The organism is Rubrivivax sp. A210 (assembly GCF_904426505.1).
Classification (GTDB): domain Bacteria; phylum Pseudomonadota; class Gammaproteobacteria; order Burkholderiales; family Burkholderiaceae_C; genus Rubrivivax.
The window spans coordinates 818,240-836,954 of the sequence record NZ_CAJGBN010000001.1 but is presented as its reverse complement, the minus strand read 5'-3'; the positions used below and the strand labels follow the sequence as shown (position 1 = coordinate 836,954).

17 protein-coding genes and 1 tRNA gene are annotated in these 18,715 nt (G+C 70.1%); 15 read left to right on the top strand and 3 right to left on the bottom strand.

Going from position 1 to position 18,715, the window contains the following annotated elements; all coding sequences use genetic code 11:
• Positions 1-4 precede the first annotated feature (4 nt).
• From ispG to JMV16_RS03550, 13 genes are all read left to right on the top strand, one after another.
• Complete coding sequence (ispG, locus tag JMV16_RS03605; RefSeq protein WP_201492761.1) at positions 5-1,285, top strand: flavodoxin-dependent (E)-4-hydroxy-3-methylbut-2-enyl-diphosphate synthase; 1,281 nt, start codon at positions 5-7, stop codon at positions 1,283-1,285.
• Positions 1,286-1,320: 35 nt separating this feature from the next.
• Positions 1,321-2,622, top strand: a complete 1,302-nt coding sequence (gene hisS / locus JMV16_RS03600) for a histidine--tRNA ligase (protein ID WP_201492760.1) — start codon at positions 1,321-1,323, stop codon at positions 2,620-2,622.
• Positions 2,623-2,648: 26 nt separating this feature from the next.
• Positions 2,649-3,323 carry a YfgM family protein gene (locus JMV16_RS24110; RefSeq protein ID WP_236580330.1) on the top strand — a complete coding sequence of 225 codons (675 nt, stop codon included), beginning with the start codon at positions 2,649-2,651 and terminating at the stop codon, positions 3,321-3,323.
• A complete protein-coding gene (bamB, locus tag JMV16_RS24105; RefSeq protein ID WP_236580329.1) occupies positions 3,320-4,432 on the top strand; it encodes an outer membrane protein assembly factor BamB in 1,113 nt (370 codons plus the stop codon). Before JMV16_RS24110 ends, bamB begins: the two co-directional genes overlap by 4 nt.
• Positions 4,433-4,445: 13 nt before the next feature.
• Positions 4,446-5,786: a ribosome biogenesis GTPase Der gene (gene der, locus JMV16_RS03590; RefSeq protein WP_201492835.1), complete on the top strand. Its 1,341-nt coding sequence runs from the start codon at positions 4,446-4,448 to the stop codon at positions 5,784-5,786.
• A gap of 83 nt (positions 5,787-5,869) precedes the next feature.
• Positions 5,870-6,112 carry an RNA chaperone Hfq gene (gene hfq / locus JMV16_RS03585; protein WP_201492759.1) on the top strand — a complete coding sequence of 81 codons (243 nt, stop codon included), beginning with the start codon at positions 5,870-5,872 and terminating at the stop codon, positions 6,110-6,112.
• A 39-nt stretch (positions 6,113-6,151) separates the two neighbouring features.
• Entirely contained in the window at positions 6,152-7,387 is a 1,236-nt protein-coding gene (gene hflX, locus JMV16_RS03580; protein WP_236580328.1) for a GTPase HflX, read from the top strand.
• A complete protein-coding gene (hflK, locus tag JMV16_RS03575; RefSeq protein WP_201492758.1) occupies positions 7,380-8,681 on the top strand; it encodes an FtsH protease activity modulator HflK in 1,302 nt (433 codons plus the stop codon). The genes hflX and hflK overlap by 8 nt, the downstream gene beginning before the upstream one ends.
• A 15-nt stretch (positions 8,682-8,696) precedes the next feature.
• Positions 8,697-9,599 (top strand): protease modulator HflC, encoded by a 903-nt coding sequence (hflC, locus tag JMV16_RS03570; protein ID WP_201492757.1) that lies wholly within the window; start codon positions 8,697-8,699, stop codon positions 9,597-9,599.
• 15 nt (positions 9,600-9,614) lie between these two features.
• Positions 9,615-9,800, top strand: a complete 186-nt coding sequence (locus tag JMV16_RS03565; RefSeq protein ID WP_201492756.1) for a DUF2065 domain-containing protein — start codon at positions 9,615-9,617, stop codon at positions 9,798-9,800.
• Positions 9,801-9,865: 65 nt separating this feature from the next.
• On the top strand, positions 9,866-11,050 hold the full coding sequence (locus JMV16_RS03560; RefSeq protein ID WP_201492755.1) for an ATP phosphoribosyltransferase regulatory subunit: 1,185 nt from the start codon (positions 9,866-9,868) through the stop codon (positions 11,048-11,050).
• Positions 11,051-11,069: 19 nt separating this feature from the next.
• Positions 11,070-12,416 carry an adenylosuccinate synthase gene (locus tag JMV16_RS03555; RefSeq protein ID WP_201492754.1) on the top strand — a complete coding sequence of 449 codons (1,347 nt, stop codon included), beginning with the start codon at positions 11,070-11,072 and terminating at the stop codon, positions 12,414-12,416.
• Between the two features lie 30 nt (positions 12,417-12,446).
• Complete coding sequence (locus JMV16_RS03550) at positions 12,447-12,968, top strand: phosphoribosyltransferase (protein WP_201492753.1); 522 nt, start codon at positions 12,447-12,449, stop codon at positions 12,966-12,968.
• A gap of 100 nt (positions 12,969-13,068) precedes the next feature.
• On the opposite strand, the gene JMV16_RS03545 is transcribed toward JMV16_RS03550, so the two are convergent.
• A tRNA-Leu gene (locus JMV16_RS03545) sits at positions 13,069-13,153 on the bottom strand.
• 106 nt (positions 13,154-13,259) lie between these two features.
• Here JMV16_RS03545 and rnr point away from each other — a divergent pair.
• A complete protein-coding gene (gene rnr, locus JMV16_RS03540; protein ID WP_201492752.1) occupies positions 13,260-15,491 on the top strand; it encodes a ribonuclease R in 2,232 nt (743 codons plus the stop codon).
• Between the two features lie 36 nt (positions 15,492-15,527).
• Complete coding sequence (locus tag JMV16_RS03535) at positions 15,528-15,833, top strand: DUF1330 domain-containing protein (RefSeq protein WP_201492751.1); 306 nt, start codon at positions 15,528-15,530, stop codon at positions 15,831-15,833.
• Between the two features lie 13 nt (positions 15,834-15,846).
• Here the strand turns inward: JMV16_RS03535 and JMV16_RS03530 are convergent, their stop codons facing one another.
• Together JMV16_RS03530 and JMV16_RS03525 are read right to left on the bottom strand one after the other, a co-directional pair.
• On the bottom strand, positions 15,847-17,355 hold the full coding sequence (locus JMV16_RS03530; RefSeq protein WP_201492750.1) for an NAD(P)H-hydrate dehydratase: 1,509 nt from the start codon (positions 17,353-17,355) through the stop codon (positions 15,847-15,849).
• Positions 17,356-17,377: 22 nt separating this feature from the next.
• Positions 17,378-18,643: a D-amino acid dehydrogenase gene (locus JMV16_RS03525; RefSeq protein ID WP_201492749.1), complete on the bottom strand. Its 1,266-nt coding sequence runs from the start codon at positions 18,641-18,643 to the stop codon at positions 17,378-17,380.
• Positions 18,644-18,715 lie beyond the last annotated feature (72 nt).

Genomic DNA, 18,715 nt, shown 5'->3' with positions numbered 1-18,715 from the left:
CGCGATGAACGCTGCCGACGACATCGACGTCATCGAGGCCGCTGCCCCGGCGCCGCGCCGCTCGCGCCAGGCGCGCGTGGCCTGGGGTGAGCATGTCGTCACCGTCGGCGGCGACGCGCCGGTGCGCGTGCAGTCCATGACCAACACCGACACCGTGGACGCCATCGGCACGGCGATCCAGGTCAAGGAACTGGCCCTGGCCGGCAGCGAACTGGTGCGGATCACGGTCAACACGCCCGAGGCCGCAGCGGCCGTGCCCTATATCCGCGAGCAGCTCGACCGCATGGGCATCGTGGTGCCGCTGGTGGGCGATTTCCACTACAACGGCCACCGCCTGCTGACCGACTTTCCGGCCATGGCCCAGGCCCTCAGCAAGTACCGCATCAACCCCGGCAACGTGGGCAAGGGCGACAAGCGCGACCGCCAGTTCGCGATGATGGTCGAGGCCGCGGCCAAGTACGACAAGGTGGTGCGCATCGGCGTCAACTGGGGCAGCCTGGATCAGGAACTGCTGGCCGAGCTGATGGACAGCAACGCGCAACGTGCCCGCCCGCTGGACGTGAAGCAGGTGATGTACCAGGCCCTGGTGCAGTCGGCGCTCAGCTCGGCCGAGGTGGCCCGCGAGCTGGGCCTCAAGCCCGACAACATCATCATCAGCTGCAAGGTCAGCGGCGTGCAGGATCTGATCTCGGTCTACCGGGCGCTGGCGCGGCGCTGTGACTACGCGCTGCACCTGGGTCTCACCGAGGCCGGCATGGCCACCAAGGGCACGGTGGCCAGCGCCACTGCGCTGGGCGTGCTGCTGCAGGAGGGCATCGGCGACACCATCCGCGTCAGCCTCACGCCGCAGCCGGGCGAGGCGCGCACGCAGGAGGTGGTGGTGGCGCTGGAGATCCTGCAAAGCCTGGGCCTGCGCACCTTCAACCCCAGCGTCACTGCCTGCCCGGGCTGCGGCCGCACCACCAGCACCACCTTCCAGGAACTGGCCAAGCAGATCGACGATTTCCTGCGCGCGCAGATGCCGGTGTGGAAGGCGCGCTATCCGGGCGTCGAAGGCCTCAAGGTGGCGGTGATGGGCTGCATCGTCAACGGCCCCGGCGAAAGCAAGCATGCCGATATCGGCATCAGCCTGCCCGGCACCGGCGAGGCGCCAGCCGCGCCCGTCTTCATCGACGGCGAGAAGGCACTCACGCTGCGCGGCGAGGGCATCGCGCAGGAATTCCACAAGATCGTCGAGAGCTATATCGAGCGCCGCTTCGGCGGCGTGGCGGCCTCGCCGCGCTGACAGCAAGCCCGGCGCAGGCCGGGCACCCAAAGACCATGGCCGAAAAAATAGTCGCCGTCAAAGGCATGAATGACCTGCTGCCCGACGAGGCGGCGCGCTGGGAATGGATGGAAGCCAAGGCGCGCGGCCTGCTCGCGCGCTACGGCTACCGCAACCTGCGCACGCCCATCGTCGAGCCGACGCCGCTGTTCGTGCGCGGCCTGGGCGAGGTGACCGACATCGTCGAAAAGGAGATGTTCGCCTGGACCGACGCGATGAACGGCGACGCGCTGGCCCTGCGCCCCGAGGCCACGGCCGGCATCGTGCGCGCCATCAACGAGCACAACGCGCTCTACAACGGCCCGCTGCGCATCTGGCAGCTGGGCCCCATGTTCCGCCATGAGCGCCCTCAGAAGGGCCGCTCGCGCCAGTTTCACCAGCTCGACGTCGAGGCCCTGGGCCACGCCGGGCCCGATGTCGACGCCGAGCTGATCCTGATGCTGCGCGCCTTCTGGCGCGAACTGGGCCTGGTCGAAGGCCGCGACATCCGGCTCGAGATCAACAGCCTGGGCCAGCCCGAGGAGCGCCGCGCCCACCGTGCGGCGCTGATCGCCCACTTCCAGGACCACGCCGGGCAACTGGACGAAGACGCGCGGCGGCGCCTGCACAGCAATCCGCTGCGCATCCTCGACACCAAGAACCCGGCGATGGCAGCGGTGGTCGATGCGGCGCCGAAGCTGATCGACTTTCTTGGCGCCGAATCGCTGACCCACCTGGCCGCGCTGCGCGCCGTGCTCGACGCCGCGGGCCTGGCCTACAGCGTCAACCCGCGCCTGGTGCGCGGCATGGACTACTACAACCTCACCGTTTTCGAGTGGATCAGCCCGCTGCTGGGCGCCCAGAGCACGGTCTGCGGCGGAGGCCGCTACGACCAGCTGATCGAGACCCTGGGCGGCAAGCCGGCTCCGGCCATAGGTTTCGGCCTCGGCCTGGAGCGGCTGATGCTGCTGCTCGAGGCCGCCGGCATCCAGCCGCCGCCGCCCGCGCCCGATGCCTATGCCGTGCTGCCCGACGCGGCCACGCTGCCGCGCGTGCTGCCGGTGCTGGAAGCCCTGCGCGCCGCGGGCGTGGCGGTGCTGATGCATGCCGCTGCCCGTGACGGCATGGGCAGCATGAAATCGCAATTCAAGCGCGCCGATGCCAGCGGCGCGCGCTGGGCCCTGATCTTCGGGCCCGACGAGCTGGCCCGCGGCGAAGTCGCGCTCAAGCCGCTGCGCGGGGGCGATGCCGCCGCCGTGCAGACCACACGATCGCTGGCCGATGCCGCCGCCTGGGCGCACGACCTCCTCAACGCATAATCGCGGACCTTTCCGCTACCCTGACCATGGCCACACAACTCGACCTGCAGGAGCAGGAGCAACTCGACGCCCTCAAGGCGTTCTGGAACAAGTACGGCAACCTGGTCACCTGGACCCTGGTGCTGGCCCTGGGCGCCTATGCGGCCTGGAACGGCTGGCAGTACTGGCAGCGCGAGCAGGGCTTCCGCGCCGGCGCGATGTTCGACGACCTCGAGCGCGCGGCCCAGGCCGGCGACGCCGACAAGACCGGCCGCGTCTTCAACGACCTGCGCGAGCGTTTCCCGGCCACCGCCTATGCCCAGCAGGGCGCGTTGCTGGCTGCCCGCGTGCAGTTCGAGAAGAAGCAGCTCGACGCCGCCAAGGCCACGCTGGCCTGGGCCGCCGAAAAGGGCGAGGCCGAGATCCGCTCGCTGGCCAAGCTGCGCCTGGCGGCGCTGCAGGCCGATGCCAAGCAGCACGACGAGGCGCTCAAGACGCTGGACGGTGCCAAGTCCGAGGGCTTCGAAGGCCTGGTCGACGACCGCCGCGGCGACGTGTTGTTGGCCCAGGGCAAGAAGGCCGAGGCGCTGGCCGCCTACCAGGCCGCCTACAAGGCCATGGACGCCAAGGTCGATTACCGCGCCCTGATCGACGCCAAGCTCACGGCCCTGGGCGCCCCGCCGGCGCCGCCGCAGGCCGCGGCCTCCGGGACCGCGCCGTGATCTTGCCGCGCGCCGCACTGGCGGCTGCGCTGCTGGTGCTGCTGGCTGCCTGTTCGACCGACCGGCCCAAGCCGACGCCGCTGGAGCAATACGAGCCCCGCATCGCCGGGCGCCAGGTCTGGAACGCGCGCTTCGGCAATGTCGGCCCGCTCATCGTGCCGGCGGCGCGCGAGGGCCTCTTCTTCGTCGCCACTGCAGATGGCGATGTGCTCGCGCTGCAGGCCGACAACGGCGCTGTGCGCTGGCGGGCCCGCATCGGTGCGCCGGTGGCCGCCGGCGTGGGCAGCGACGGCCGCTTCGTCAGCGTGGTGACGCGCGGCAACGAGGTCGTCACGCTGGACAGCGGGCGCGAGGTCTGGCGCAAGCGCGTGCCCTCGGCCGTGGTGACTCCGCCCCTGGTGGCCGGCGAGCGCGTCTTCGTGATGGGCGTGGACCGCGCGGTCCATGCCTTCGACGCGCTGGACGGCCGCCGCCTGTGGACGATGCAGCGCCCCGGCGAGGCCCTGACCCTGGCTCAGCCGGGGCTGCTGGCGGCCTTCCGCGACACGCTGCTGGTGGGGCAGGGCGCGCGCCTGGTGGCGCTAGACCCGCTGCGCGGCACGGTGCAGTGGGATCTGCCCATGGCCTCGCCGCGCGGCACCAACGAGGTCGAGCGCCTGGCCGACCTGGTGGGCCCGCCGGCGCGCGTGGGTGACCGGGTCTGCGCCCGCGCCTTCCAGTCGGCCGTGGCCTGCGTCGATGCAGCCCGGGCCGCCGTGTTGTGGTCGCGCAGCACCGGCGGCGCCAATGCCGTGGGCGGCGACGACGAGCGCGTCTACGGCGCCGACGCCAGTGACCGCCTGACCGCCTGGAGCGCCAGCAGCGGCGATGTTGTCTGGAACCACGAGAAGTTCCTCTACCGCAGCCTCTCCGGAGGCCTGGCCGTCGGCCCGGCGGTGGTCTTCGGCGACAGCGAGGGCTTCGTACACTTCCTGGCCAGCGCCACCGGCGCCCAGCAACTGCGCCTGCCCACCGATGGCAGCGCGGTGCTCGGCACGCCGGTGTTGTCGGGCGCTACCCTGCTCGTCGTCACCAAGAACGGCGGGCTCTACGCCTTCCGCCCCAACTGAGCGCCGCCCCGTGATCAAGCCGGTCATTGCCCTGGTCGGCCGCGCCAACGTCGGCAAGTCGACGCTGTTCAACCGCATCACCAAGAGCCGCGACGCCATCGTGGCCGACTATGCCGGTCTCACGCGCGACCGCCATTACGGCGACGCACGCCTGGGCCCGCGCGAGTTCATCGTCGTCGACACCGGCGGCTTCGAACCCGAGAAGCCCAGCGGCGTGGTGGCCGAGATGGCCAAACAGACCAAGCAGGCGGTGGCCGAGGCCGATGCGGTGATCTTCGTCGTCGACGTGCGCGCCGGCCTCTCGGCGATGGACCACGACATCGCTAACTACCTGCGCAGCCAGCGCAAGAAGGTGCTGCTGGCGGCCAACAAGGCCGAGGGCATGGTCGATTCGCCGCTGCTGGCTGAATTCCACGAGTTGGGCATCGGCGACCCCCACCCCATTTCCTCGGCCCATGGCCAGGGCATACGCAGCCTGCTCGAGGCGGCGCTGGAGGCCTTTCCGTTCGACGAGGACGCCGAAGGCGCCGAGCCCGACGCCGATGCCCCGATACGCCTGGCGGTGGCCGGCCGGCCCAATGTCGGCAAGAGCACGCTGATCAATGCCTGGCTGGGCGAGGAGCGCCTGGTCGCCTTCGACCAGCCCGGCACCACACGCGACGCCATCCATGTGCCCTTCGAGCGCGACGGCCGCCGCTTCGAACTGATAGACACGGCCGGCCTGCGCCGCCGCGGCAAGGTCTTCGAGGCGATCGAGAAGTTCTCGGTCGTCAAGACGCTGCAGGCCATCGCCGATGCCAATGTCGTGCTGCTGCTGCTTGACGCCACCCAGGGCGTGACCGACCAGGACGCCCACATCGCCGGCTACATCCTCGAATCGGGCCGCGCCGTGGTGCTGGCCGTCAACAAGTGGGATGCCACCGACGACTACCAGCGCCAGACGCTGCAGCGCTCCATCGAAACCCGGCTGGCCTTCCTGAAGTTCGCGCCGGTGCTGCAGATCTCGGCCATCCGCCGCACCGGCCTGTCGGCGGTGTGGAAGGCCATCCTGCAGGCCCATGCCTCGGCCACGGTGAAGATGAGCACGCCGGTGCTGACGCGCCTGATCCACGAGGCCGCCGAGCACCAGGCGCCGCGCCGCGAAGGGCGCTTCCGCCCGAAGATGCGCTATGCCCACCAGGGCGGCATGAACCCGCCCCTGGTAGTGATCCACGGCACCTCGCTCGACCATGTGCCCGACAGCTACAAGCGCTTTCTCGAAGGCCGGCTGCGCGAGCATTTCAAGCTGGTGGGGACACCCGTGCGTATTGAAATGCGCTCGGCCAGCAACCCGTTCGACAACAAGGGCGAATAAGCCGATTCCCGGTGGAAACCCTGGGCAGCAGGCCCCCTGTGATAAGGTGAGGTCTTCGCTGTCTTCTCAACACGGAGCATATCGTGAGCAACAAAGGCCAACTTTTGCAGGATCCTTTTCTGAACCTGCTTCGCAAGGAGCATGTGCCGGTGTCGATCTACCTCGTCAACGGCATCAAGCTCCAGGGCCACATCGAGTCCTTCGACCAGTACGTGGTGCTGCTGCGCAACACTGTGACCCAGATGGTCTACAAGCACGCGATCTCGACCGTCGTGCCCAGCCGCGCGGTCAACTTTCACCCTGCAGAGAGCAGCGACCCGGCTTGATCGCACCCGCTTGATCGCTTTCGCAAGCCGCCGCCAACCTTGAGCGCCGCTTCCGCTTCGGCCGCCGCACGCGCCGACGAGCCGACACGCGCCGTGCTGGTGGGCGTGGCCATCGGCAGCGCGCCGGGCTTCGACGACACGCTGGACGAACTGGCGCTGCTCGCGGCGTCGGCCGGTGATGTGGCCGTGGCGCGCATCATCGCGCGCCGCCGCGCACCCGATCCGGCGCTCTTCGTCGGCAGCGGCAAGGCCGACGAGATCAAGGCCATGGTCGCCGCGACCGAGGCCCATGGCGTGATCTTCGACCAGGCCCTGAGCCCGGCGCAGCAGCGCAATCTCGAAGGCCATCTCGGCGTGCCGGTGGCCGACCGCACGGCGCTCATCCTCGACATCTTTGCCGACCGTGCGCAAAGCCACGAGGGCAAGCTGCAGGTCGAACTGGCGCGGCTGCAGTACATGGCCACGCGCCTGGTGCGGCGCTGGAGCCACCTTGAGCGCCAGCGCGGCGGCATCGGCACGCGCGGCGGCCCAGGCGAGGCGCAGATCGAACTTGATCGCCGCATGATCGGCGACCGCATCAAGAGCGTCAAAGAGCGGCTCGAGAAGGTCAAGCGCCAGCGCGGCACCCAGCGCAAGGCGCGCGAGCGCCGCGGCAGCTTTCGCGTCTCGCTGGTGGGCTATACCAATGCCGGCAAGTCGACGCTGTTCAACGCGCTGGTGAAGGCGCGTGCCTATGCCGCCGACCAATTGTTCGCGACGCTGGACACCACCACGCGCTCGCTGTGGCTGGGCGAGGCCCTGGGTTCGGTCTCGCTGTCCGACACCGTGGGCTTCATCCGCGACCTGCCGCACAAGCTGGTCGAGGCCTTCGAGGCCACGCTGCAGGAGGCCGCCGAGGCCGATCTGCTGCTGCACGTCATCGACGTGGCCAACCCGCAATGGGCCGAGCAGCAAGCCGAGGTCGAGCGCGTGCTCGACGAGATCGGCGCCGCCGGCGTGCCGCAGATCCTGGTCTGCAACAAGGTCGACCTGCTCGATGAAAACCAGCAGCCGCGGGAACCTTCCGACTGGCTTGAGGTCCACCCCGGCCTGCGCCGCCGCCGCGTTTACGTCAGCGCGCGCAGCAGCCAGGGCCTTGAACTGTTGCGCCTGGCCATCGCCGAACTGGCCGCGGGCCGCTTGAACGGTGGCCGCACCACCCCATCTACCGACGACGCGGCAGCCGCCGTGGCCGCCGAAACCCACTTGCCCCTCACATTGCATCCGCATGCGTGACACCGACGACTCTTCCCTGGCCACGCGGTTTGCAGCGGCTGTAGCGGCCCTGCGCACCTGGCTGGCTGCCGCCTGGCGCACGCGGATCGCGCGCACGCCGGCCTATGTCTACAACAACCGCCACGACGGCCCGCCCGACCTGGACGAGCTGTGGCGCGATTTCAACCGCAAGCTCAGCGGCCTCTTCGGTGGCCGCGGCCCCGGCCGGCCCGACGAGCGGCCGCCCGGTGGCCCCAGCTTTCAGCCCGATTTCAAGAGCGCCGGCATAGGCGCCGGCCTCATCGGCGCGGTAGCGGTGCTGATCTGGCTGGGCAGCGGCTTCTTCATCGTGCAGGAAGGCCAGCAGGCGGTGGTCACCACCTTCGGCAAGTACAGCCAGACCAAGGACGCCGGCTTCCAGTGGCGCTTTCCTTATCCGGTGCAGGCGCACGAAATCGTTGCTGTGTCGCAGCTGCAGTCGGTCGATGTGGGCCGCAGCTCGGTGGTGCAGGCCACGGGCTTGCGCGATTCGTCGATGCTGACGCAGGACGAGAACATCGTCGACATCCGCTTCACCGTGCAGTACCGCCGCGCCGATGCGCGCGCCTACCTGTTCGAGAACAACCGCCCCGACGAGGCGGTGGTGATGGCCGCCGAATCGGCGGTGCGCGAGATCGTCGGCAAGAGCCGCGTCGATCAGGTGCTCTACGAGCAGCGTGACGCCATCGCCGCCGATCTGGTGAAGTCCATCCAGGCCCAGCTGGACCGCCTCAAGGCCGGCATCGTGGTGGGCAATGTGAACATGCAGAACGTGCAGGTGCCCGATCAGGTGCAGGCCGCCTTCAACGACGCCGTCAAGGCCACGGCCGACCGCGACCGCTTCAAGAACGAAGGCCAGGCCTATGCCAGCGATGTCATCCCCAAGGCGCGCGGCACGGCGTCGCGCCTGGCCGAGGAGGCCGAGGGCTACCGCTCGCGGGTGGTGGCCCAGGCCGAGGGCGATGCGCAGCGCTTCCGCTCGGTGCTGACCGAGTACCAGAAAGCGCCCGCGGTGACGCGCGACCGCCTCTACATCGAGACCATGCAGCAAGTCTATTCCAACGTCAGCAAGGTCATGGTTGACAGCCGCCAGGGCAGCAACCTGCTTTACCTGCCGCTTGATCGCCTGTTGCAGCAGGCCGGCGTGCCGGCCGCGGCACCCGCGGCAACGCCCACGGTGCCGGCGACCGGCGGCCCGTCAGAGCCCACCAGTTCGACCAGCATCGACATCCGCTCGCGCGACGGCGCGCGCACCCGTGACCGTGAAGGCCGCTGAAGGCGGGCAGGGCATATGAACCGTATCGGACTCATCGTTGCCGGCGCGCTGATCGCGCTGATGCTGGTTGCCAGCACACTGTTCGTGGTCGACCAGCGCCAGGTCGGCGTGGTCTACGCCCTGGGCGAGATCAAGGACGTCATCACCGAGCCGGGGCTCAAGTTCAAGCTGCCGCCGCCGTTCCAGAACGTCGTCTTCCTCGACCGCCGCGTGCAGACGCTGGACAGCCCCGAGACCCGCCCCATTTTCACGGCCGAGAAGAAGAGCCTGGTGATCGACTGGCTGGTGAAGTGGCGGCTGTCCGACCCCAAGCAATTCATTCGCAACAACGGCGCCGATTTCCGCAATCTCGAAAGCCGCCTCGCTCCCGTGGTGCAGGCGGCCTTCAACGAAGAGATCACGCGGCGCGATGTGCGCGGCGTCCTCGCCACCGAGCGCGAGAAGGTCATGCTCGATGTGCGCACCCGCCTGGCCGACGAGGCCAAGAGCTTTGGCATCGAGATCGTCGACGTGCGCATCAAGCGCGTCGACTTCGTCGCCGACATCACCGATTCGGTCTACCGCCGCATGGAGTCCGAGCGCAAGCAGGTCGCCAATGAGTTGCGCAGCCAGGGCGCGGCCGAGGGCGAGAAGATCCGCGCCGACGCCGACCGCCAGCGCGAGGTCATCATTGCCGAGGCCTACCGCGACGCGCAGAAGATCAAGGGCGAGGGTGATGCCAAGGCCTCGGCCCTGTATGCCGATGCCTTCGGCCGCGATGCCCAGTTCGCGCAGTTCTACCGCAGCCTGGAGGCCTACCGCGCCACCTTCCGCAGCAAGGGCGACGTGATGGTGCTCGACTCGGGCAGCGACTTCTTCCGCGCCATGCGGGGCTCGGGGTCCGCGCCGGCTGCGGCATCGCCGGCGGCGCGCAAGTAAGCCTGCACGACCGGCGTGGGCGATTCGCTGCTGATGGCACTGGCCCTGGTGCTGGTGTTCGAAGGCCTGCTGCCCTTTCTCAACCCGGGTGGCTGGCGCCGCATCTTCGAGCAGGCCACCAAGCTCAGCGACGGCCAGCTGCGCTTCGTCGGCCTCACCAGCATGGTCATAGGCCTGCTCATGCTGGTGGTGTTTCGATAGGCCTGCCGCGTCAGCCTGTGGTCGGCCCGGCGCCTACAATGCCGGTTTCATCACCGGTGCATTGCATGCTGTCTGCTTGGCTGCTGCCCGAGCATGTCGCCGATGTCCTGCCCAGGCAGGCCCGGCGTATCGAGGAACTCCGTCGGGCCCTGCTCGACCGCGCGCGCGGCTATGGTTTCGAGCTGGTCATGCCGCCGCTCATGGAGTACCTGGAGTCGCTGCTTTCAGGCAGCGGCCGTGAACTCGATCTCAAGACCTTCAAGCTGGTCGACCAGCTCAGCGGACGCATGCTGGGCCTGCGCGCCGACACCACGGTGCAAGCGGCGCGCATCGACGCCCACCTGCTCAACCGCGAGGGCGTGACGCGGCTGTGCTACTGCGGCCCGGTGCTGCACACGCGGCCGGGCGGGCCTTCGGCCTCGCGCGAGCCGCTGCAGTTCGGTGCCGAGATCTTCGGCCATGCCGGTCTCGAGGCCGACTTGGAGGCCGCCGAGCTGGCGCTGGACAGCCTGCTCGAGGCGCGCGCCGGCTCGCTGGTGATCGACCTCGCCGATGCGCGCGTGCTGCGCGGTGTTCTGGCCGGCGTGACGCTGGCTCCGGCTCAGCTGAACGAACTGGTGCAGGCGCTGTCGGAGAAGGACGCCTCGGCACTTGTAGCGTTGACTGCCGGCCTACCCGACGTGGTGCGCGCCGGCCTGCTCGCGCTGCTGCGCATGTACGGTGGCGACGAGGTGCTGGCGGCTGCGCGGCGCGAACTGCCGGCGCGGCCTCTGGTGCTGGCTGCGCTGGAACAGCTGCAGTGGCTGGCCACGCATCTGCGCGCGGCCTTTCCGCAGGTTCGCATCGGCTTCGACCTCTCCGACATGAGCGGCTATGCCTATTACAGCGGGCCGCGCTTCGCGATCTACGGCGCTGGCTGCAGCGACGCGCTGGCGCGCGGCGGCCGCTACGACGAGGTTGGCGCGGTGTTCGGCCGCAACCGGCCGGCGGTGGGCTTCAACCTCGACCTCAAGGCGCTGTCCGAGGTGGCCGGCCGCTCGTCGGCGCCGCCAGCGGTACGCGCGCCCTGGGGCGAGGACGCCGGCCTGCGCACTGCCGTGCGCCGCCTGCGCGAGGCCGGCGAAACCGTGCTGGCCGTGTTGCCGGGCCACGAGCCCGAGACCCAGGCCTTCGACATCGACCGCGAATTGGTGCTGGAGGGCGGGCAGTGGGTGCTGCGTTCGCTCGCCCGGCCTCAGGCGGCAGACTGAAATCTTCGAGAAGGAAAGAATGAATACGCAAGCAGCCTTCCGGCCCGCCGCCGGACGCAATGTGGTTGTCGTGGGCACCCAGTGGGGCGACGAGGGCAAGGGCAAGATCGTCGACTGGCTGACCGACCATGCCCAGGGCGTGGTCCGCTTCCAGGGCGGCCACAACGCCGGCCATACCCTGGTCATCGCCGGCCGCAAGACGGCGCTGCAGCTCATCCCCTCGGGCGTGATGCGCGACGGCGTGGCCTGCTACATCGGCAACGGCGTGGTTGTCGACCCAGCCCACCTGATCACCGAGATTGGCCGCATCGAGGCCCTGGGCATCGATGTGCGCTCGCGCCTCTTCCTGTCGGAATCCTGCCCGCTGATCCTGCCCTTCCACGTCGAGGTCGACCGCGCCCGCGAGGCGCTGCGCGAAACCAGCGGCAGCGGCAAGATCGGCACCACCGGCAAGGGCATAGGCCCGGCCTACGAGGACAAGGTGGCGCGGCGCGCGCTGCGCGTGCAGGATCTCAAGCACCCGGCGCGCTTCGAAGCCAAGCTGCGCGAATTGCTGGAACTGCGCAACGCCGAGCTGACCAATGTGCTGCGCGCCCAGGCGCTGCCGCTGCAGCCCATGCTCGACGACGCCATGGCCGCCGCAGAGCAGATCAAGCCGCTGATGGCCGATGTCGGCTACAAGCTCTTCAATGCCCACTTGGCGGGCCAGAACCTGCTGTTCGAGGGCGCCCAGGGCACGCTGCTCGACATCGACCACGGCACCTACCCCTACGTCACCTCCAGCAACTGCGTGGCCGGCAACGCCGCCGCCGGTGCCGGCGTAGGGCCGGGCATGCTGCACTACATCCTGGGCATCACCAAGGCCTACACCACGCGCGTGGGCAGCGGGCCCTTCCCGACCGAGCTCGACATCGATACCGCCGGCACCGTGGGCCATCACCTGTCCACCGTGGGCCAGGAGCGCGGCACCGTCACCGGGCGGGCGCGCCGCTGCGGCTGGCTCGATGCCGCGGCGCTCAAGCGCTCGATGATCATCAACGGCGTCTCGGGCCTGTGCATCACCAAGCTCGACGTGCTCGACGGCCTGGAGGAGATCCGCATCTGCACCGGCTACAAGCTGGGGGCGCGGAGCTTCGACGTGCTGCCGCTGGACGCTGACGAAATTGCCGCCTGCGAGCCAGTCTACGAGACGCTGCCGGGCTGGAGCGAGACCACCGCCGGCCTCACCAACTGGGAGCAGCTGCCGGCGCGGGCGCGGCGCTACCTCGAACGCATGGAGGCGCTGATCGGCGTGCCCATCGACATGGTGTCGACCGGCCCCGACCGCGTCCACACCATCCTGCTGCGCCACCCTTTCCGCGCCTGAACCCCGCAAGAACGACAGAGGACCAAGCCCATGCTCACCGACGATGGCAAGCACCTGTACGTGTCCTGGGACGAGTACCACATGCTGATCGAGCGCCTGGCGCTCAAGGTGCATAACTCCGGCTGGGAGTTCGACCAGATCATCTGCCTGGCGCGCGGCGGCATGCGGCCGGGCGATGTGCTGTCGCGCGTGTTCGACAAGCCGCTGGCCATCATGTCGACCAGTTCCTACCGCGCCGAGGCCGGCACGATCCAGGGCCGGCTGGACCTGGCCAAGTACATCACCATGCCCAAGGGCGAACTGGCCGGCCGCGTGCTGCTGATCGACGACCTGGCCGACACCGGCCACACGCTGCGCGCAGTGGTCGATCGGCTGCGCGGCATGCCGTCCATCCGCGAGCTGCGCGCCGGCGTCATCTGGGTCAAGGGGGTCTCGACCTACACGCCCGACTACTACGTCGAGACGCTGCCCACGAGCCCGTGGATCCACCAGCCCTTCGAAGAGTACGACAACCTGCGGCCCGACGGGCTGGCGCGGAAGTTTGCCGTCTGAAGGCATTCCGGCCACCCGCCTTGCGTGCCGCTGCGACCTCTGAAAGCGGCGCCAGAATTGAAAAGGCCGGCATGCTTTGCAACATGCCGGCCATTCAGATTGGTGCCCAGAAGAGGACTCGAACCTCCACGCCGTTAAGCGCTAGTACCTGAAACTAGTGCGTCTACCAATTCCGCCATCTGGGCTTGGGAGCTGACCACATCTCTCGGTGTGTGCCTGCCCTCAGGAACTAAGGACTATATCATCAAGAACAAGATCATTTCAAGCCCCTCCAACACCGGCCCCGCATTGATGGCCGAAATCGAGGGCACCGTGCAGGGTCACCGCGACGGCCACGGCTTCGTCGTCACCGATGGGGGCGAGCCCTGGATCTACCTGTCGCAGCAGGAAATGCGCACCGTGCTGCACCGCGACCGCGTGCGCGTTCGCGTGCTGCGCTACGACCGCAAGGGCCGGCCCGAGGGCCGCGTGCTCGACATCCTCGAGCGCCGCAAGACGCCCATCATCGGTCGCCTGCTGCACGAGGGCGGGCAATGGATCGTTGCGCCCGAGGACAGCCGCTATGGCCAGGACATTCTCATCCCCAAGAACGCCACCGCCAGCGCTGCCGTGGGGCAGGTGGTGTCGGTCGAGCTGACCGAGCCACCCTCGCTCCATTCGCAGCCGGTGGGCCGCGTGGCCGAGGTGCTGGGCGAGATCGACGACTCCGGCATGGAGATCGAGATCGCGGTGCGCAAGTACGAGGTGCCGCACCAGTTCAGCCCCGAGACCCTGGCCCAGGCCGCGGCCCTGCCCGACAAGCTGCGCCCGGCCGACCGCAAGCAGCGGGTCGACCTGCGCGACGTGGCCCTGGTCACCATCGACGGCGAGGACGCGCGTGACTTCGACGACGCCGTCTACTGCGAGCCCTTCAAGCGAGGCCGCGGCAAGAGCGCCGTCAATGGCTGGCGCCTGCTGGTGGCCATCGCCGACGTGAGCCACTACGTGAAGCCTGGCGAGGCGCTGGACGAGGACGCCTACGAGCGCGCCACCTCGGTCTACTTCCCGCGCCGCGTGATCCCCATGCTGCCCGAGAAGCTGTCCAACGGCCTTTGTTCGCTCAACCCCCAGGTCGAGCGCCTGGCCGTGGTCTGCGACATGGTGGTCACGGCCGAGGGCGAGGTCGAGGCCTACCAGTTCTACCCGGCCATCATCAATTCGCAGGCGCGCCTGACCTACACCGAGGTGGCAGCGGTGCTCGCCAACACGCGCGGGCCCGAGGCGGCGGCACGGGCCGACCTGGTGCCGCACCTGCTGCACCTGCACGAGGTCTACCGCGCCCTGCTCAAACAGCGCGCCCGTCGCGGCGCGGTCGATTTCGAGACCACCGAGACGCAGATCGTCTGCGACGACAACGGCCGCATCGAGAAGATCGTGCCGCGCACCCGCAACGAGGCGCACCGCCTGATCGAGGAGGCCATGCTGGCGGCCAATGTCTGCGCCGCCGACTTCATCGCCGCCGCCGAGCACCCCTGTCTGTACCGCGTACACGAGGGCCCGACGCCCGAGAAGCGCATCGCGCTGCAGGCCCAGCTTCGCGCGCTGGGCCTGGTGGGCGTGCAACTGAGCGACGATCCCAAGCCGGGCGAGATGCAGGCCATCGCCCAGGCCACGGCCAACCGGCCCGACGCGCAGCAGATCCACACCCTGCTGCTGCGCTCGATGCAGCAGGCCATCTATACCGCCACCAACAGCGGCCATTTCGGCCTCGCCTACGAGGCCTACACCCACTTCACGAGCCCGATACGGCGCTATCCCGACCTGCTGGTACACCGCGTCATCAAGGCCCTGCTGGCCGGCCGCCGCTACCACCTGGTGGCCAGTGACAAGACGCGCGTGCCCGAGCTGCGCCGGGGCGGCAAGCCGGCCAAGCTGCAGGGCAAGCCGCCGTCGCAGGAGATGGCGCTGTGGGAGGCCGCCGGCGGCCATTGCAGCGCCAACGAGCGCCGCGCCGACGAGGCCAGCCGCGATGTAGAGGCCTGGCTCAAGTGCCGCTACATGCGCGAGCACCTGGGCGAGGAGTTCTCGGGCACGGTCAGCGCGGCGGCCGGCTTCGGCCTCTTCGTCACGCTGGACGCGCTCTACGTTGAGGGCCTGGTCCACATCACCGAGTTGGGCGGCGAGTACTACCGCTACGACGAAGCGCGCCAGGAACTGCGTGGCGAGCGCACCGGCATCCGCTATGGCATCGGCACGCGCGTGCGGGTGCAGGTCAGCCGCGTCGACCTCGACGGCCGCAAGATCGATTTCCGCATGGTGCGCGAGGGCGAGGCCGAAAGGCTGCTGGCGCGGGGCGAGAAGCCGCGCGCCACGCCGACGCCGGCCTCGGCCACCGAAGAGCTGGCGACCGTGCGCAACGCTGATCGCGCCGCCAAGAAGGCCACGCGCAGCTACCAGGGCAAGGCGGCCGGCTCCGAGCCGGCGCGGCGCTCGCGCAAACCGGGCCCGGCCCGGCCGGCGCCCAAGCCGCGCACGCGACGCTGAACGGGGCCACCACCCTCACATCGCCAGGAGCAAGCCATGACCCACGGATACTGGATCGCCAGCGTCGATGTCGCCGACACCGAGCAGTACAAGGCCTATGTGGCGGCCAATGCCGCGGCCTTCAGCAAGTACGGCGCCCGCTTCCTGGTGCGTGCCGGCCGCTTCCAGATCGCCGAAGGGCAGGGCCGGTCGCGCCATGTGGTGATTCAGTTCCCCTCTTATGACGCCGCGCTGGCCTGCTACCAATCGCCCGAATACCAGGCTGCATTGGCGCTGAGGCGGCCGGTGTCGGTGGCCGATGTCGTCATCGTCGAAGGCTACGGAGGGCCGCAGCCCGCCTAGCCGGGCCGGCGCTTCAGCGCGCCGCCAGGGCCTCGACCAGATCGCTCGCGCGCAGCGGTGCGCCGCGTGCCGCCGGGGCATGGCGGTCGGCGGCGTTGCCGTGTTGCCAGGCGGCCATCACGGCGATCTCGCGGGCAGAGGCCGCGGGCTGTTGCGCCCACAGCCCGGCCGCCCAGCCGGCCAGCACGTCGCCGCTGCCGGCGGTGGCCAGCGCAGCATTGCCGGTGGGGTTGATCCAGGGCGACTCGCCCGGCGCCACTATGACGCTGCCCGAGCCCTTGAGCAGCACGGTGGCCGCCAGCCGCGCCGCCAGCTCGCGCGCCGCAGCCAGGCGGTCGCGCTGCACCGCGGCGACGGTGGCATTGAGCAGCCGCGCGGCTTCCAGCGGGTGGGGTGTCAGCAGGGTCGGCAGCCCGCGCCCGGCGCGCGTGCGCAGCGCAGCTTGCAGCGCGGCATCGGCGGCGAGGGCATTCAGGCCATCGGCGTCCAGCAGCAGGCGGCCCGCGTGCTGCAGCAGAAGGGGCAGGGCGGCGTGGATGGCCTCGCCGCCGCCGCAGCCGCAGGCCACGGTGGCCTGCGCCAGCACGGCGGGCGGCGACGCCCACCAGCGCGCACGCGCCATCAGTTCGGGCCGCAGCGGGTCCAGGCCCGCTGCGTCCTCGTCCAGCAGGCTGCAGTAGACGCGTCCGGCGCCGGCGGCCAGCGCGGCGCGTGCCGCCAGCCAGGCGGCGCCCGCCATGCCCGCTGCCCCGCCGACCACGGCAACATCGCCTTGGCTGCCCTTGTGCGACGCATGCGGGCGCGGGACGTTGGCGGGTGCTCCGATCAGCCTGGCCGTTGCGCCATCGGCCGTCGTCACACCCAGTGGCGCGAGCCAGACGTCACCAGCGAAATCGCGGCCCTGGCCGGTGAAGCAGCCGGGCTTGAGGGTCAGCAGTGCCAGCGTGGCGGTGGCGCGCACGGCGGCTTCGCCCAGTGGCGCGCCGCTGTCGGGGTGCAGGCCGGTGGGGATGTCGACCGCCAGCACAGGTGCTGTTCCCGCATTCATTGCCGCAACGGCCTGGGCCATGGCGCCGGCCGGTGCGCGCGTGCTGCCTATGCCCAGCAGCGCGTCGATCACCAGATCGGGCGGCGGCCCCGCGTCCGGTCCCCAGGTCGCCGTAGCGATGGGCACACCGGCCGCGATGGCCTCGCGCCAGGCCTGGGCGGCATCGAAGGGAAGACGGGCGCTGTCGCCAATGAAGTCCACACTCACGGCCTTGCCGGCCTGGTGCAGGTGTCGGGCCGCGACAAGGCCATCGCCGCCGTTGTTGCCGGGCCCGGCCCAGACCCGGATGCGCGCTGCGTGCGGCGCCAGCGCCAGCGCCAGCCGCGCCACTGCAAGGCCGGCGAGGGCCATCAGCACATGGGGTGCATGGGCCGCCAGCGCCACCTGCTCGACCGAACGCGAGGCGGCGGCATCGTGCAGCGGCCAGGGCCCGCTTCGGGGCGTGATGTGCAGGATGTCGCCGGGTGGCCTCATGCCGCGATTGTCAGGCGTGTCTTCAGCCTTCACCGCGCAAGCGGGCCAGGGTCAGCCGGCCGGTGTCTATGGGCGCCGCACGGCCGCTCAGCCGCTCGGCCAGCACCCGCGCCGAGCCGCAGGCCAGGGCCCAGCCGCTGGAGCCATGGCCGAGGTTGAGCCAGATGCCGGGCGCACCGCTTTCGCCCAGCACCGGCGGGCCGTCGGGCAGCATGGGCCGCGCGCCCTTCCAGGCTTGGGCTTCGCGCACCAGCACGGCGCCAGGGAACCAGTCGTCCAGCACCTTGTAGAGCGTGCGCAGCGCGGCCGGGTTCTTGTGCTCGAGCGTGCCGCCGATCTCGGCGCTGCCGGAGACGCGCACGCGCATGCCCAGGCGCGAGATCGCCACCTTGTAGCGTTCGTCCATCAGCGCGGCGCGCGGCGCGTGGTGGGCCGCGCCTTCCATGTGGCGCAGCGGCGCCGTGATCGAATAGCCGTACACCGGCGCCAGCGGCAGCCGGCAGCCTATGCCGGCCAGCAGCGCATTGGCCTGCACGCCGGCGCAGATGACGATGGCCTCGGCTTCATGGATGCTGCCTTCGACCAGCTGCAGCGCCGGTCGCGTGCCGGGTGCCAGGCTGCGCACCGAGGCGTCGAAGCGGAAGACGGCACCCAGGCGCTGGGCCTCGGCCTTGAGCAGATGGGCGAACTGGCGGCAGTTGCCGACGCCGTCCTGGGCCAGGTGGATGGCGGCGTGCAGCGGTGTCTCGGGGTTGAGTCCGGGCTCGAGCTGGCGTGCGCGTGTGCCGTCCACGACGTCGTGCGCCACGCCCAGTTCGCGCAGCAGGGCCAGGCCGGCCTGGGCGCCGCGCAGCTCGCGCTCGTCGCGCAGCAGCACGGTCCAACCGGGCATCTGTTCGTAGTCCAGGCGCAGGCTGCGCGTCAGCTCGAGCATGCGCTCGCGGCTGAAGCTCGCCAGGCGGTGCATGGCGGCGCGATTGGGGCCGTAGGCGGCAGGGCGGCAGGCGCGCCACCAGCGCCACATCCAGGGCAACTGGGCCAGGGCCGAGGCGCCACCGAAGCGCACCGCGGCGTGGCGGGCGAAGAGGTGGCGCAGCACCTTGATCGACATGCCCGGCGCCGCCCAGGGCGTGACGTAGCCCGGCGCGACGACGCCGGCATTGGCAAAGCTGGCCTCGGCCGCAACGCTGCCGCGGCGCTCGAAGACGGTGACCTCATGGCCGAGGGCGGCCAGCTCATAGGCCGTGGTGACGCCGACGATGCCGGCGCCGACGAGGGCTACGCGCATCGGCAGCCTCGGTCGGCGGCCAGGGCCGCGGTGCATGCTAAACTCATTGGGTTTGCCTCAGTGGAGGTCGGC